The 15666-nt window shown below is 33.4% G+C and carries 15 protein-coding genes and 1 pseudogene; 12 read left to right on the forward strand and 4 right to left on the reverse strand.

Annotated elements, in window-relative coordinates:
- The first annotated feature begins 10 nt into the window (after nt 1-10).
- From ACNQGB_RS02980 to ACNQGB_RS03000, 5 genes are all read left to right on the forward strand, one after another.
- Nucleotides 11-400: a four helix bundle protein gene (locus tag ACNQGB_RS02980; protein WP_417945632.1), complete on the forward strand. Its 390-nt coding sequence runs from the start codon at nt 11-13 to the stop codon at nt 398-400.
- A 40-nt stretch (nt 401-440) separates the two neighbouring features.
- Nucleotides 441-1193, forward strand: coding sequence for a Fe-S cluster assembly ATPase SufC (gene sufC / locus ACNQGB_RS02985; protein WP_417945630.1), 753 nt, complete (start codon nt 441-443; stop codon nt 1191-1193).
- Between the two features lie 123 nt (nt 1194-1316).
- Entirely contained in the window at nt 1317-1610 is a 294-nt protein-coding gene (locus tag ACNQGB_RS02990; RefSeq protein ID WP_472777069.1) for a four helix bundle protein, read from the forward strand.
- Between the two features lie 131 nt (nt 1611-1741).
- Nucleotides 1742-3058 (forward strand): Fe-S cluster assembly protein SufD, encoded by a 1317-nt coding sequence (gene sufD / locus ACNQGB_RS02995; RefSeq protein ID WP_417945628.1) that lies wholly within the window; start codon nt 1742-1744, stop codon nt 3056-3058.
- Nucleotides 3059-3508: 450 nt separating this feature from the next.
- On the forward strand, nt 3509-7828 hold the full coding sequence (locus tag ACNQGB_RS03000; RefSeq protein ID WP_417945626.1) for a CheR family methyltransferase: 4320 nt from the start codon (nt 3509-3511) through the stop codon (nt 7826-7828).
- 348 nt (nt 7829-8176) lie between these two features.
- Here the strand turns inward: ACNQGB_RS03000 and ACNQGB_RS03005 are convergent, their stop codons facing one another.
- Nucleotides 8177-9529, reverse strand: coding sequence for a serine hydrolase domain-containing protein (locus tag ACNQGB_RS03005; RefSeq protein ID WP_417945625.1), 1353 nt, complete (start codon nt 9527-9529; stop codon nt 8177-8179).
- A 193-nt stretch (nt 9530-9722) separates the two neighbouring features.
- Here ACNQGB_RS03005 and ACNQGB_RS03010 point away from each other — a divergent pair, with 193 nt between their 5' ends.
- The 7 genes and pseudogenes from ACNQGB_RS03010 (at nt 9723) to ACNQGB_RS03040 (ending at nt 14180) form a co-directional block, all read left to right on the forward strand.
- Nucleotides 9723-10937, forward strand: coding sequence for an aminotransferase class V-fold PLP-dependent enzyme (locus ACNQGB_RS03010; protein WP_472777059.1), 1215 nt, complete (start codon nt 9723-9725; stop codon nt 10935-10937).
- Between the two features lie 12 nt (nt 10938-10949).
- Nucleotides 10950-11384 (forward strand): hypothetical protein, encoded by a 435-nt coding sequence (locus ACNQGB_RS03015; RefSeq protein WP_417946970.1) that lies wholly within the window; start codon nt 10950-10952, stop codon nt 11382-11384.
- Between the two features lie 23 nt (nt 11385-11407).
- A complete protein-coding gene (locus ACNQGB_RS03020) occupies nt 11408-11827 on the forward strand; it encodes a SufE family protein (RefSeq protein ID WP_417946968.1) in 420 nt (139 codons plus the stop codon).
- A gap of 71 nt (nt 11828-11898) precedes the next feature.
- A pseudogene (locus ACNQGB_RS03025) lies at nt 11899-12306 on the forward strand (GxxExxY protein).
- A gap of 72 nt (nt 12307-12378) precedes the next feature.
- Nucleotides 12379-12702, forward strand: coding sequence for an SUF system Fe-S cluster assembly protein (locus ACNQGB_RS03030; protein ID WP_309756135.1), 324 nt, complete (start codon nt 12379-12381; stop codon nt 12700-12702).
- A 67-nt stretch (nt 12703-12769) separates the two neighbouring features.
- A complete protein-coding gene (locus ACNQGB_RS03035; protein WP_417946967.1) occupies nt 12770-13282 on the forward strand; it encodes a DUF2480 family protein in 513 nt (170 codons plus the stop codon).
- Between the two features lie 49 nt (nt 13283-13331).
- Nucleotides 13332-14180 carry a DUF3078 domain-containing protein gene (locus tag ACNQGB_RS03040; protein ID WP_417946966.1) on the forward strand — a complete coding sequence of 283 codons (849 nt, stop codon included), beginning with the start codon at nt 13332-13334 and terminating at the stop codon, nt 14178-14180.
- Here the strand turns inward: ACNQGB_RS03040 and ACNQGB_RS03045 are convergent.
- From ACNQGB_RS03045 to ACNQGB_RS03055, 3 genes are all read right to left on the reverse strand, one after another.
- Nucleotides 14164-14289, reverse strand: a complete 126-nt coding sequence (locus tag ACNQGB_RS03045) for a hypothetical protein (RefSeq protein WP_472777060.1) — start codon at nt 14287-14289, stop codon at nt 14164-14166. The two genes, ACNQGB_RS03040 and ACNQGB_RS03045, sit on opposite strands and share 17 nt — an antisense overlap.
- Nucleotides 14290-14576: 287 nt before the next feature.
- Nucleotides 14577-14993, reverse strand: coding sequence for a hypothetical protein (locus ACNQGB_RS03050; RefSeq protein ID WP_417946964.1), 417 nt, complete (start codon nt 14991-14993; stop codon nt 14577-14579).
- A 184-nt stretch (nt 14994-15177) separates the two neighbouring features.
- Entirely contained in the window at nt 15178-15573 is a 396-nt protein-coding gene (locus ACNQGB_RS03055; protein ID WP_417946962.1) for a hypothetical protein, read from the reverse strand.
- Between the last annotated feature and the right edge of the window lie 93 nt (nt 15574-15666).

The raw sequence follows: 15666 nt of genomic DNA on the forward strand, positions 1-15666 counted from the left end.
ACAAAAATAAATGGCGACAATAACTAGGTTCGAAGATTTAGAAATTTGGAAAGAGGCTCGACGACTGGCCAAAGAAATTCATATTATTGCTGTAGAATCAAATTTAAAAAATGATTTCAGATTTAAGGATCAAATAAAAGCATCATCTGGCTCAGTAATGGACAATATTGCTGAAGGTTTTGAAAGAAACGGAAATTTAGAATTTAGACAATTTCTGTCTATCGCAAAAGGATCTGCTGGAGAAACAAGGTCGCAATTATACCGAGTTTTGGATTATAATTATATAAATGAAGAAGAGTTTGAAATTTTAAAAACTGACTTCGAAAATTTAAGTGGAAAAATAAACAATTTTATATCATATTTAAACAAGAAAGATTTTAAAGGCACCAAGTTTCAGTAAACACGAGAACTTTAAACTTTAAACTTTAAACAAAAAAAACATGTTATCAATAAAAAATTTACACGCCTCAATAGGTGACAAAGAAATATTAAAAGGGATAAACCTTGAAGTAAAAGCAGGAGAAGTTCATGCTATAATGGGTCCTAACGGTGCCGGAAAAAGTACGCTTGCTTCCATCATTGCAGGAAACGAAAATTACGAGGTAACTCAAGGTGAAATTGGATTAGACGGGGAAGACCTGGCTGATTTGGCACCAGAAGAAAGAGCACATAAAGGCGTTTTCCTTTCGTTTCAATATCCTGTTGAAATTCCTGGTGTTTCAGTAACTAACTTCATGAGAACAGCTATCAACGAAACACGCAAAGCAAACGGTAAGGAAGAAATGCCGGCTAATGAAATGCTAAAAGTGATTCGTGAAAAATCAGAATTATTAGAAATAGACCGTAAATTTTTGTCACGATCTTTAAACGAAGGATTTTCGGGTGGAGAGAAAAAGCGTAACGAAATTTTTCAAATGGCTATGCTAGAACCAAAATTAGCGATCCTTGACGAAACCGATTCTGGATTGGATATCGATGCTTTACGTATCGTTGCTAATGGTGTTAATAAACTTAAAAGCGATAAAAATGCAATCGTAGTCATTACGCACTACCAGCGTTTGCTAGATTACATAGTTCCTGATTTTGTTCACGTTTTGTACAACGGAAAAATTGTAAAATCCGGTGGAAAAGAATTAGCCCACGAGCTAGAAGAAAAAGGATATGACTGGATTAAACAAGAACAAGAAGCTTAAAATTAAATAGTCAAAAGCCTAAGGTCATAAAGTCAAAAGAAAAAGAGAATGGGGAAATTTAATTCTTTCGAAGAAATTAATTCTTGGCAAAGAGCAAGAGTTTTTAACAAATGAATTTACCTCATTACTGAAAACACAAATTTCAAAAAAGACTATGATTTCACTAGACAAATCAGACGCGCTTCAATTTCTATATCGTCAAATATCGCCGAGGGATTTGAGAGAAATACTGACAAAGAGTTTATTTACTTTTTATATGTTGCAAAAGCCTCCGCTGGAGAAGTTCGTTCTCAACTATATCTAGCATTTGACTTGAATTATATTACTAAAGAAGAATTTGAAAAACTTTTAGAATCAGTTACAGAAATATCAAAATTGTTAAGTGGTTTTATTAAATATCTGAGCCCAAAATCATAAAGTTTAAAGTCATAAAGAGGTAACCTCAATATAACTTTAAATACTTTCAGATTATAAACTCATAAATAACGTTATGTTGACAATCCAAGGTCTTTCGACTTTCGACTTTCGACTTTAAGACTAAAATTAAAATGGAATTAAAAGAAAAATTAATCTCGTCGTTTATGGCTTTTGAAGAGCGCATCGATGTTCATGCTGAACTTCACGATGTACGCACAGCAGCACTAAAAAACTTTGAGAACAAAGGTTTCCCAACCAAAAAAGAAGAAGCTTGGAAATATACCTCACTCAATGCGGTACTAAAAAATGACTTTACCGTTTTTCCGAAACAAGAAAATACTGTGCAATATTCTGATGTAAAAAAATACTTTTTACATGAAATAGACAGCTATAAAATAGTCTTTATTGATGGTATTTTTAGCTCCCATCTTTCGGCTACAACGCATGAAGGCATAGATGTCTGCTTGCTTTCATCGGCATTGACTAAATCAAAATACAAAACAATTGTTGATACATATTTCAATCAAATTGCAAATAAGGAAGAAAGTTTAACATCTTTGAATACGGCTTTCGCCAATGAAGGAGCGTATATCAATATTCCGAAAAGTAAAGTAGCAGACAGACCAGTTGAAATCATATATTTCTCTACGGGAAATGAAGCCGCGCTTTTAGTACAACCTCGCAACTTGATAGTAGTAGGCGAAAATGCACACGTTCAAATTATCGAGCGTCATCAGAGTTTGAACGAAAATCCAGTTTTAACCAATTCAGTTACTGAGATTTTTGCTCAAAAACGTGCTATAGTTGATTTTTATAAAATTCAAAACGATACTCTTACCGCTAACTTGATCGATAACACTTACGTTTCACAACAAGAGGAAAGCAGTGTAGCTGTAAATACATTCAGTTTTGGTGGAAACCTTACGAGAAACAACCTCAATTTTTACCATTTTGGAGAAAGAATTGTGAGTTACCTGAACGGAATTACGATTATTGGCGACAAGCAACACGTAGATCATTACACACTGGTGCAACATGCTACGCCAAACTGCGAAAGTCATCAGGATTACAAAGGCATATTCTCTGATCGTTCAACGGGCGTTTTTAACGGGAAAATTTTCGTAGAACGAGAAGCTCAAAAAACAAATGCTTTTCAAAAAAGCAACAATATTTTATTGAGTGATAAGGCGACTATTAATGCTAAACCACAATTAGAAATTTTTGCCGATGATGTAAAATGCTCTCACGGTTGCACCATTGGTCAACTTGATGAAACAGCAATGTTCTACATGCAACAACGCGGAATCCCTAAGAAAGAAGCAAAAGCATTATTAATGTACGCGTTCTCCAATGCGGTTATCGAAAGCATCAAAATACCAGAATTAAAACAACGAATCACCAAAATTATCGCTACCAAACTGGGCGTGAAAATGGGATTTGATTTGTAGTTTAATTAAAACCTGATATACAGAACCCGACAGATTTTAGAAACCTGTCGGGTTTATTTTTAGGAACTAATCCTACTATACATTGCAAATGAAATGCAATGATCACCAAAATAAAATAGCAAGTTGGTGAAGTAATCTTTTTTCGGTAAAAACCTCAAAAAGGATTTTCATTTCTATCGGGGTTAAACATATATTCTTTTGAAATCCAATCAGCAAAAAATTGTCGTAAAGCCTTGTTATATATATTTATAGACTTTTAATGATTCAAATTTTTCCAAAAAAAATTCATTTGCCCGAAATAATAAAAATCCAAAAAACATATAATTTTCAATTGTCAATGTTTTATAGTCTATGAACTCAAATTAGACTACATTTGAGTACAATTAACATTTGTTTATTTAGACAAGTTTAGATTGATTTACTATTTCCCTAAAATAAATTATGGCGAAAATGAAATCAGCACTTCCAAAAAATACTCCTTTAATACTTTCAAAAAAGCAAAAGGTAGCGCCAAATCAAAATTCTGACAAAGATGATTCACAATCTGAATTAAACTCTAAGCAAGAACTAGGCAATGAATCTCATGAATTTCCTATAGTTGCAATTGGTGCATCAGCAGGCGGTCTTGAGGCGGTTACAGAATTGCTGCAGAATCTTTCGCCTACTACAGGCATGGCTTTTATATATGTGCAGCACTTAAGTCCAGATCACAAAAGTATTTTACCTTCTTTACTATCTAAAGTAACCCAAATGGTGGTACAAGATATTGATGATATGGAAAAAATGATTCCTAATAATGTTTATGTAATTCCATACAATAAAGAGATTAAAGTAGTAGATGGGCATATCAAATTAATTCCAAGACCCGAAAAAAGAAAATCAAATTTATCAATTGATTTACTCTTTTCATCATTGGCAGAAACGCATAAAGAAAATGTTATTGGAGTTGTGCTATCAGGAAATGCTCATGATGGAACCGCTGGTTTAAAAGAAATAAAACAAGTTGGAGGCATAACTTTTGCTCAAGATGATTCGGCTAAGTTTGCTAGTATGCCTCACTCGGCTATTGCTTCTGGAGTTGTTGATTTTATTTTATCACCAAAAGAAATTGGCTTGGAAATAAACCGAATTAGTAAACATCCTTTGGCTACTCTAAGACCCATAAAAAATATACCTGAATCAGAAATAGAAAATAATGATCCCGCTTTACAACATATACTACAAGTACTTCACAAGAGCAAAAATGTAGATTTTAGTCATTACAAGATGAATACGATCAAGAGAAGGATAACTCGCAGAATGCTGATTCACAATATAAAAACATTAAAAGAATATGCGGCATTGCTTCTCTATCAAACTTCTGAAATTGATTTACTTTACCACGATTTACTTATAAATGTAACTGCTTTTTTTAGAGATGCCGATGCTTTTTTACTTTTAAAAAATACAATTTTACCCAAAATAATAAAGAATAAAACTGCTGGTGATAGTGTAAGAATATGGATTGCAGCTTGTGCAACAGGCGAAGAAGTATATTCTATAGCTATGTTATTATTAGAAATTCAAGACCACACAAAAAATAACATTCCTCTTCAAATATTTGCGTCAGACTTAAGTATAGAAGCCATTAATTTAGCGCGTATTGGTGAATATTCTGCCCATCAATTGGCAAATGTTTCTCCAGAAAGATTGCAACGATTTTTTACTAAAACTAAAGATAAATATCGCGTTTGTAAATCCTTGCGTGATGTTTGTGTTTTTGCACAACACAATATTTTGCTTGATCCACCATTTTCTAAAATGGACTTAATTAGTTGCCGCAATGTGCTTATTTATTTAGACACAATTGCGCAGAAAAAAGCCATTTCCACTTTTCATTATGCACTAAATGATGGGGGTTGTCTAATGCTAGGAAAGTCAGAAACGATTGGGTCTTCTGGACATTTGTTTGGAGTTACAAATAAAAAATATAAATTTTATTGTCGAAAAAATTATTCAAGATTAAATACCATTTCCAATTTAAACTCAAGAACAGCAAACAGTATTATGCCCAATAAAAATAGCAGTCTGGCTCGAATCCTTAAAAAAACGAACAGCCCGGCAAATGGAACTATTGGTTTAGCTTTCGATACTGTATTGCTCGAAAATTATGTTCCTGCAAGTGTAATAGTTAATTACGACTTAGACATCCTTCAATTTAGAGGAAGTACATCGCTTTATTTGCAACACTCTTCAGGCAAAGCCAGTTTTAATGTTTTGAAAATGGCACATCCAGAAATAACATTTGAGTTGCGAAATGCCATTCATAATGCCATTAAAACCGAACAAACGGTTGTAAAAATAGGTATTGAAATGAATCGTGATAAAAATGAAAATGCATATAGAATCGTTAATTTAGAAGTTACACCCATTACCATTGAAGGCGAAGAACCTTTATTGGTTGTGGTGTTTACGGGTCAACAAGTTTCAGAAGTTGAAGAAGATCCCATAAAATCCTCCCAAAATATTTCTGTTGCCAAAGACCGACGCATTAAAAAACTAGAAGAAGAATTAGTCGCCGCAAGAGCCGATATGGGATCCATAATTCTTGACCAAGAATCTAGTAACGAAGAATTGCAAAGCTTAAATGAAGAAATTGTTTCTAGCAACGAAGAGCTACAAAGTTTAAATGAGGAACTAGAAACATCTAAAGAAGAGATAGAATCTACAAACGAAGAACTTACAACAAGTAATCAAGAATTGCACGCTCGTAACCAACAAATAGAAGAATTATATTCTTATTCTGAGGCGATTATATCAACCATTCACGAACCCATGCTTATTCTTGATAAAGATATGAAGATTCGTTCTGCTAATGAATCTTTTTGCAAAACCTTTCGTGTTTCTGAGCAAGAAAGTATTGGAAAATCACTTTATAAATTAAATGATAATCAATGGAGTTTTCCTGAATTACGAAAACTTCTTGAAGATATTGTTCCCAATAATGTTCGGTTTCATGATTTTGAGATTGATCATATTTTTTCAAATATAGGACATAAAATATTATTGTTAAATGCACATAGAGTGAGTCAACCAAGTCAAAATGAAGAATTGATTGTACTCACTATTATTGACATTACAGCGGTTAGAAAACTAGCTTTAGAGGTTCAAGAAAAAGAGATGAAAATTCTCGAAGTTCAAGCTGAATCCGAAAAAAAAGCCATGAAAATTGTGGAAGATAGCAATAAACGCTATGATATGATGCTTATGCAATCGCCATTTGCCTTTGCGATTCTCAAAGGAAAAGATATGAAAATTATACTTGCCAACGATAGTGTAAAAAAAGTTTGGGGTAAAGGAAATGACGTAGAAGGAAAATCATTTTTTGATGTTTTGCCAGAAATTGCATCTACCGAATTTCCTAGTTTATTAAATGAAGTATTTACCACAGGAAAACCATTTAATGGATATGAACATCGTGTATCGCTTTTACGAAAAGGAAAAATGGAAGATGGATATTTCAATTTTGTATATCAGCCTTATTTAGAAGCTGACAAAACCATTTCGGGCGTTACAATAATTGCTAATGAAGTTACTAAGCAGGTACATTTGAAAGACCAATTAATAGAAGCTATTGCCAATGCAGAGCATAAAACAAAACTTGCTGAGGACGCACTTAAAGCCAAACAACAATTTTTGTCTAACATGAGTCACGAGATTCGAACACCAATGAATGCTATTATTGGATTTACAAATGTGCTACTAAAATCAGAATTAAACAGCCAACAAAAAGAATGTGTTAACGCCGTTAAAACCTCTGGGAATTCTTTAATTGTAATTATTAACGACATTCTTGATCTTGCCAAAGTGAATGCGGGAAAAATGAATTTTGAAGAAAATCCACTCAATTTAAACCAAACAATCTGCGAAATTTTTCACTTATTTGTAGTGAAATGCGAGAAAAAAAATATAGAATTGGTGAAAAATATTGACAGCGCTATTCCAAAAATAGTTTTGGGTGACGACATTAGATTGCGACAAATATTTTTGAATTTAATAAGCAACGCCATTAAGTTTACAGAGAAAGGAACAATCACTTTAGACATAAAAATTCTTGACCAGAATGCTGAAAAAACCACTATTGAATTTGCGCTAACCGATACCGGAATTGGTATTCCAGAAAACAAACTCGACACTATTTTTGATAATTTTGAGCAAGCATTTGATGCAACATCTAGATTGTATGGAGGAACAGGATTAGGCCTTGCCATCGTTAAACAACTAGTAGAACTTCAAGGCGGAACACTGTTTGTAAAAAGTATATTAGGAAAAGGCTCTACTTTTGGTTTTTCTATGAGTTTTAAAAACACCACTCTCGAAATGCCAGTTGAATCAGCAATTCAATTAAATAAAGACAATAAACTTACCAATGTAAAAGTGTTAGTAGCAGAGGATATGCCACTCAATCAGCTTTTAATAAAAATGATATTAGAAGATTTTGGACTCGAATGCGATATTGCTGAAAACGGGAAAATTGCTATAGAAAAACTTCAGAACAACACCTATGATATTATATTAATGGACATTCAAATGCCAGAAATTAATGGCTTTGAAGCAACAGAATTCATTAGAAAAAAAATGAAGTCTAAAATTCCAATTATTGCGCTAACTGCAGATGTTACTTCTGTCGACATCAAAAAGTCATTGGAAATAGGCATGAATGATTACATCTCAAAACCAATAGACGAAAAATTATTATACAATAAAATTAATGAATTATTGATGCGATAAGTAGCGCTAAATAGTTGTCATGTCAATGCCACAAAAAATCAGAAACTCGGGACTTTGTGATTCTGTGTTCTTCTTTGATGAACTACCACTTACACCAATGTATCCTTGAATTCCTTCTAAAGTGACTTTATTTTTTAAATAATTTTTCGATTAATAGCCGAAAATGTTACATCTTTTCTCCTAAATAAAAATTAATACTAACTAGTATTGTTTCCCTTACTTATGAGGGAAACAATTTTTAAACGCTTGATTTCATTGGGGTTTACGCCACTTAAAAATAGGATCAGAAACTATTTCATTTTAGTTAGCAAAAAATAATCAATACATTACTCTACATAAAAAGTTTGTTTATTTGATTTTTCCCAAACTCCCCACAATCCCTTTCAACATTTCATTGAAATCAAATTCAGGTTCTTCTTTTAAGCCCAATCGTACAATGACTAAATCAAGTGACGGAATAATCGCCACCATTTGCCCTTGAAAACCGCTACAGTGATACATGTCTCTTGGTACATCTGGGAAATGTCCACCTGCATTGAGCCAAAAATGTCCGCCATATCTTCCCTCAGATCTATTGGTAGGAGTTGTGGTGTATTTTACCCAGCTTTCATTAAATACCTGTTCCCCGTTCCAGTTGCCTTGGTGTAAATAGAGTAAGCCAAACTTAGCCCAATCCCGAGTAGTTGCCCAACCGTAGGACGAGCCCACATAATTCCCCGCCATGTCGGTCTCAATCACCATAGAATTCATACCTATTTTATCAATTAGGTCTGTGTACCAAAAATCTAAGTACTCTTGATGCGTTTTGAATTGCTTCCGCAAAATCCCAGATAGTAAATTTGTAGTTCCAGAAGAATAATTCCATTTCATATTTGGTTTATATTCTGCCGGTTTTTCCAATTGTGCGCGGGTCATATCTTCGGCTTGAAAAAGCATTTCGGTAGCATCACAGATGGTATTATAATCCTCAACCCATTGTAAACCAGAGTTCATGTGCAGCAAATCACTTGTGGTTATCAATTTTCGGCTGTCATTTTTCCATTCAGGAATAGGAGCTGGCGCATTAATGTCAAATTTTCTTTGTTTTTCTAAAACACCAAACATTGCACTTGTGATACTTTTGGTCATGGACCAACCTAATAATTTGCTGTTTTTATCAAAACCAGTGTCGTACTTCTCTGCAATGATTTTGTCTTTATAAATTACTAATAAGGAACGTGTTCTCTTTTTGATTTGCCCTTTTACATCAAAAGCATTGGCCACAGCCGCATTTAGTTTGGTATAATCAACGTTAGCAAATATGGTATCTTTAGGTTCTTTGTTCCCGTACGGAAAAGGTATTACATTGTTCGGTACCCTTCTTTTAGGAACCAGATACGGTTTTGAAACATCAAAATCATCATTGATTAAAGTGGCGCCCAACCCTTCGCGGTAAATTGCTTTTCGTTCTTTTAAACCATAAACCGAAGCTGATGCATACTTTTCTGCAGCATTGATGGTGCTTTTGGCTAAATCAATCATATCGATATCATTGTCCCCTTTTTCAATTATTTCCTGTGAACGATTATCTAAAAAATGACCAGACGCCATACTTTTGGCTGAAAAGCCCGAAATTAAATCCAGTTTTGGATACTTTGTGAATCCAACATACAGTATTCCGACCAGAATTACGAAGGCAACAAACTTGAATAATTTTTTCATAGCGATTTAATTTGTAGCAATTTAATAAAAAGGAATCACATTTTTAAACTAATTATGGGATGAGAAAATGAGGTTTAATTAACAACTGTTTGCTAAAAATTAATTCGATTTTCACTACTTTTGTATTTAGAAAAATTCTAAATAATAGAGTCCTAGTCATCTATTCTTTTTCTAGAAATAAAAAAACAACTACATGTTAGATATTAATAAAATTAGAGCCGACTTTCCTATTCTTTCCCAGAAAGTAAATGGAAAACCGCTGGTTTATTTTGACAACGGAGCGACCACACAAAAACCACAAGTGGTGATTGATGCCATTTCAAAATACTACCAAGAAATCAATGCAAATATTCATCGTGGCGTGCATACGTTGAGCCAATTAGCAACGGATGCCTATGAGGAATCTCGCAAGAAAATTCAAAATCATATCAATGCTAAATTTGCTCATGAAGTATTATTTACATCAGGCACCACACACGGAATAAACGCTATAACTAATGGTTTTGCCTCTATTTTGAAACCTGGTGATGAAATTTTAGTATCGGCATTAGAGCACCACAGCAACATTGTACCTTGGCAAATGCTAGCCGAGAGAACTGGCGCTGTTCTAAGAGTGATTCCAATGAATGACGATGGTGAGTTGATCATGTCCGAATATGACAAATTACTTTCTGATAAAACTAAAATTGTAACGGTCAATCATATTTCAAACGCATTAGGAACTATCAATCCCGTAAAATACATGATTGATAAAGCACATGCTGTTGGCGCAGCCGTTTTGATAGATGGTGCGCAGGCGGTTCCGCATTTAAAACCCGATATGCAGGCTTTAGATTGTGATTTCTACGTTTTTTCGGGACACAAATTATGTGGGCCAACGGGTACCGGAATTTTATACGGGAAAGAAGAATGGTTGAACAAATTACCTCCATATCAAGGTGGTGGCGAAATGATCAAGGACGTTAGTTTTGAGAAAACAACCTATGCTGAACTACCTCATAAATTTGAAGCAGGAACGCCAAATATTGCCGGCGGAATTGCATTAGGAACTGCCGTTGATTATATGAATGAAGTTGGTTTTGACAACATTCAGCAACAAGAAAACGAATTGCTTGCATATGGAACAGCACGCTTATTAGAAATTGAAGGTTTAAAGATTTATGGCACTGCCGCAGAAAAAACTTCCGTAATTTCGTTTAATATTGAAGGAATACATCCGTATGATATTGGCACTATCATTGATAAACTTGGAATTGCGGTGCGCACAGGTCATCATTGTGCCCAACCCATCATGACTTTCTTTGATATTCCTGGGACAATCAGGGCATCGTTTGCTTTCTATAACACTAAGGAAGAAATTGATCAGATGGTAGCCGCAGTCAAAAAAGCACAAATAATGTTATCTTAAAATTTTATTCTTATGAAAATACTATCTATTTTGTTCCTTACTATCTTTTTAGGCAACGGCTGCGATAGTGCCAAAGCGCAAGATATGGAAAACGCTATTATTGAATACACAGCCAATACCAGAGGATTTTATCAAAAAATAATAGTGAAAAACAAGACCGTCACTATATCCAAAGATCGAGATGGACAGGGTCAAGCGACGCCCATAAAAATCAATGAGGCTGACTGGAAAGAAATAATAACTTATTTTGATACGGTAGAAATAGAACAATTGTCAAAATTTAAAGCCCCAAGTGAAAAAAGGTTTCATGATGGCGCGGCAATTGCCAATTTGAAAGTTACATACAAAGGCAAAACCTATGAAACTACAGATTTTGACCATGGCTTTCCGCCAAAGGAAATACAGCAATTTGTTGCTAAAATAAATTCATTTGTTACAGAGGAATAATACCGAAATTAATGCAGCCTGCTATGAAAATTAAAGAAATACAAGACGAAATAGTTGATGAATTTTCCATGTTTGACGACTGGATGGAGCGATACGAATACATTATTGAATTAGGTAAAAAACTGCCAATTATAAAGGACGAATTCAAAACCGAAAACAATATCATCAAAGGATGCCAATCGAAAGTGTGGTTGCAAGGAGAACAAACAGAAGATAAAATTGTTTTCACAGCGGATAGCGATGCTATTTTAACCAAAGGGATTATTGCGATTTTAATTCGGACTTTCTCCAATCAAAAAGCTTCGGACATACTAGAAGCAGAAATGGATTTTATTGACCAAATAGGATTAAAAGAACATCTATCGCCTACCCGTGCCAACGGACTGGTTTCGATGATCAAAAATATAAAAATGTATGCCTTGGCATTCGATGCGAAGAATTAATTTACGAACCAATTCTTTTAACCATATAAGTTATCTAAGGTCATATAAGTCAGAATAAAAACAGAAAGTTTATGACCAAAACATATTTAAAAGATTTAATTTATCAGGTTAATGGTTGTGCTATTGAAGTACATAAGCATCTTGGCCCTGGCCTTTTAGAAAGTGTTTATCATACTTGTTTGAAAAAAGAATTAACAATTAGAGGTTTTGGATTCCATACCTAACGGATTATACCAGTTAATTATAAAGGTTTAGATCTTGAAACAGGATTAAGGTGTGATTTATTAGTAGAAAAAAGTTTAGTTGTAGAGCGTAAAGCAGTAGATAAAATACTGCCTATCCACGAAGCTCAAATATTAACCTATATGAAACTATTGGAAGTTCCGATCGGATTATTAATCAATTTCAATGTAACACATATTTTTAAAAAAGGACAAAAAACCTATGTCAATGAAAGATATAGATATCTAGAAGATTAAACGAATAACTTAAATGACCTTATATTCCTTATATGGTTCAAAAAAATTAATAAAAAATAAATTGTTAATAAAATGGAACAAGAAATAGACACCAATGAACTAGGAGAATCAATTGTAAAAATATTAAAAACCATTTACGATCCAGAGATTCCTGTAGATATTTACGAATTAGGATTAATTTATGATGTAATGGTTAATACCGATTATGAAGTAAAAATCCTGATGACCTTAACTTCACCCAACTGCCCAGTAGCTGAAAGTTTACCACGAGAAGTCGAAGACAAAGTAAAGTCGATTGCGAGTGTAAAAGATGCTGAAGTAGAAATCACTTTTGATCCGCCTTGGAGTAAAGATTTGATGAGCGAAGAAGCCAAATTAGAATTGGGAATGTTGTAAAATTTGTTTCAGGTTTAAAGTTTAAGGTTGAGCAACTTTAAACTTTAAACCTTTTAAACTTTTCAATATGGAAGAAATAATAAATAAAGTTGCAAATAGTGTACTAGAAGTTTTCGATCTCGAGGATTATTATCCCTCAGGAATACGTGCACAAATAGATATTTCGCAGTGGCTTTTAGAGGGTTTTTTATTACGGGAAAAAGACTTTCGAGAGGCGCTTAAAAATCACGATTGGTCGCAATACCAAGATCAATATGTATCGATTCATTGCAGTACCGATGCAATTGTTCCAACCTGGGCATCTATTCTAGTTGCGATTCAATTAGCACCATTTACAAAGAAAATCATCAACGGAACCTTAGACGATCTTGAAGCATCTTTATACCAAGAACTTTTGCCCAAAATAGACTTCTCCGTATACCAAAACAAACCGGTAATTATAAAAGGCTGCTCTAGGAAAGCTGTTCCTATGAGAGCTTATGTTTTGGCTGCACAGTACTTACACCCATTTGCCAAAAGTATTATGTATGGCGAAGCGTGCTCTGCAGTGCCATTGTACAAATCGACTAAGAAAGACTAATTTATTGTAATTATTTTATACTTTAGTTGTGGATTTTAAAATGAAAATCATGAATAAAATAGCCTTTTCTTTCGTATTGCTTTTTACCCTACTTTCTGCTGCTGCACAAGAAACAGCAACAGACACCGTAAAATATTGGACCAAAAAAGGTAACATTTCGTTACTTTTCAATCAATCAGCTTACAACAAGCAGTGGTTGGGTGGCGGAACATCAAATGTTGCAGGGAATTTTGGATTAAATTATGACTTCAATTATAAAAAAGATAATGTTATTTGGGATAATAAACTGATTCTAGCCTACGGTTTAACCAAAATAAAAGGAGATGAAAAAATAGCTAAAACTGATGACCGATTGGAGCTGAATTCGCTTTACGGAAAGAAAGCAAACGGACAGTGGTATTATTCAATGTTTTTTAATTTCAAAACACAAATGGACACTGGTTTAGATAAAAATATGACCAAAATATCCCATTTTTTCTCTCCTGCTTATTTTCAATTAGGACCCGGAATGCTTTGGAAAAAAAATGATAACTTGAGTGTGAATTTTTCACCAGCAACAGCAAAACTGATCGTTGTTCATCCTCATTTTACAGAATTAAGTCCCTCTTTTGGCGTAAAGCAAGGCGATGCAACACGATTTGAGTTTGGAGCCAGTATTTCAGCATACTACAAGTTTAATATTATGACTAACGTATCTATAGAAAATCGGTTAAATTTATATTCTAATTATTTAGACAAACCACAAAATGTTGATATCGATTACCAGATGAATATTATTATGAAAATCAATAAATACATGTCAGCTAATGTAGCGGTGCAAGCCATTTATGATGACAATTCGATACAAGCCGTGCAAGTACGAGAAGTTTTTGGATTAGGAGTTAACTACGGATTTTAATCCCAGTTCTATTGTACAAGAAATCCCTTTTGAAATAGTTTCCAAAAGGGATTTCTTGTTCTGTAGCATCTTTAAATTGACCCATTTTGGCCGTCATCGTAGCAAACATTACAAATGATTTTCAATTTTAAAAGACGAATGGCAAATAACTACAACACGGCTTTGTGTAATATTTAATTATTTGTTTATTGTTTTGGTTACAGTTTGCAAAATTCACTAACGATTACTTCAAATCAGCGCGGTTGGGTACAAAATCCTCTTGACATTCTCATTCAAAAATTTACGAAAAGTGCACAGTATTCATTGACTTTTAATAGTTCTCCTGTTAAAAAACGGGCCAAGCTGTTCAGCATGAGTTTTATTTTTCGGCTTGCAGCCGCAACGAAACTTTATCTGTTATGTGGTGGAGCTTTCATTGTGATTTTTTTTAAATACTAACTTTTTATATTTTAGAAAACGTATTCCAAAAATAGAAAAGACAGACTTCTCGATTATACTGAATTTAGAATTAGCAAAATTGTTTAAGTATTCTGAAATATCATTTTGCATATCTTCAATTTTTGTTTTTGAATTTCCTTTATAATAATCAAACCATTCTTTATGGATTTCTATATTCTGATCATTTCTGATGCTATAATCCCAATCAATATTTATAGAATCTTCTGAGTCTTCATTAATCGTATCATTCGGGAAAGAGATTTCTATATTTAATGAATTACAACTCTTAAAAGCTATTTTATAATATTCATCTTTTACAGGAATTGCTCCAAAACCGAGTTTAACTGCAATTTCAAATAAATCTATAAATTTCATTTCATCGTGATTTTTTTTTGCTCTAGGACATAATGTTCTGGCACTAAAGCGGGTTTGGGTTTAAATTATGCCCTGTTTTCGGATTTGCCAAATCATCCCAAATACAACACCAATTTTAAGTTTAGCCTAATGCCGAAATTGCTTGTGCTGGTATTACTAGCTCGTGTTTTGTTATTAGAGAAAGCTATTCATCGTTAATTATTAGATTTCCTTTTCCATTAATTATTTTAGAAAGAACTATTTTCAAATTCTCAAATTCTAACTCCTCTACGTTTATTTTTGTTTCAAATATTTCATTATCAATACTTATAACAAATTTCGCACGAGTCAATTCAATTTTAAATTCTTCTAATTCACAAGACTTATCAAAGTCGCTTGATTCAAAGTAATAATAATCACCCTCATATTCATCGTCGGCATAAGTTCTTTGAAGCATAATATATTGCCCTGAAGAAGCTAGTATTTCGTCAACCGTTAGTTCATTTGAAGACTCACAAGTATCTGGTTTTTCAGAAAATGTAATTTCGCAGCCAAATTCAAGGTCAATAATTGACAATTCTTTACATTCGAATTTCGTCATATATATCTTTTATTCAATACTATTTCTTGTGATTTGGTTTTCTACACTAGCTAGTAAAGTTAGTCTATGAAAAAACTTCCGTTTTATTATCCT

The organism is Flavobacterium frigidum, assembly GCF_048286795.2.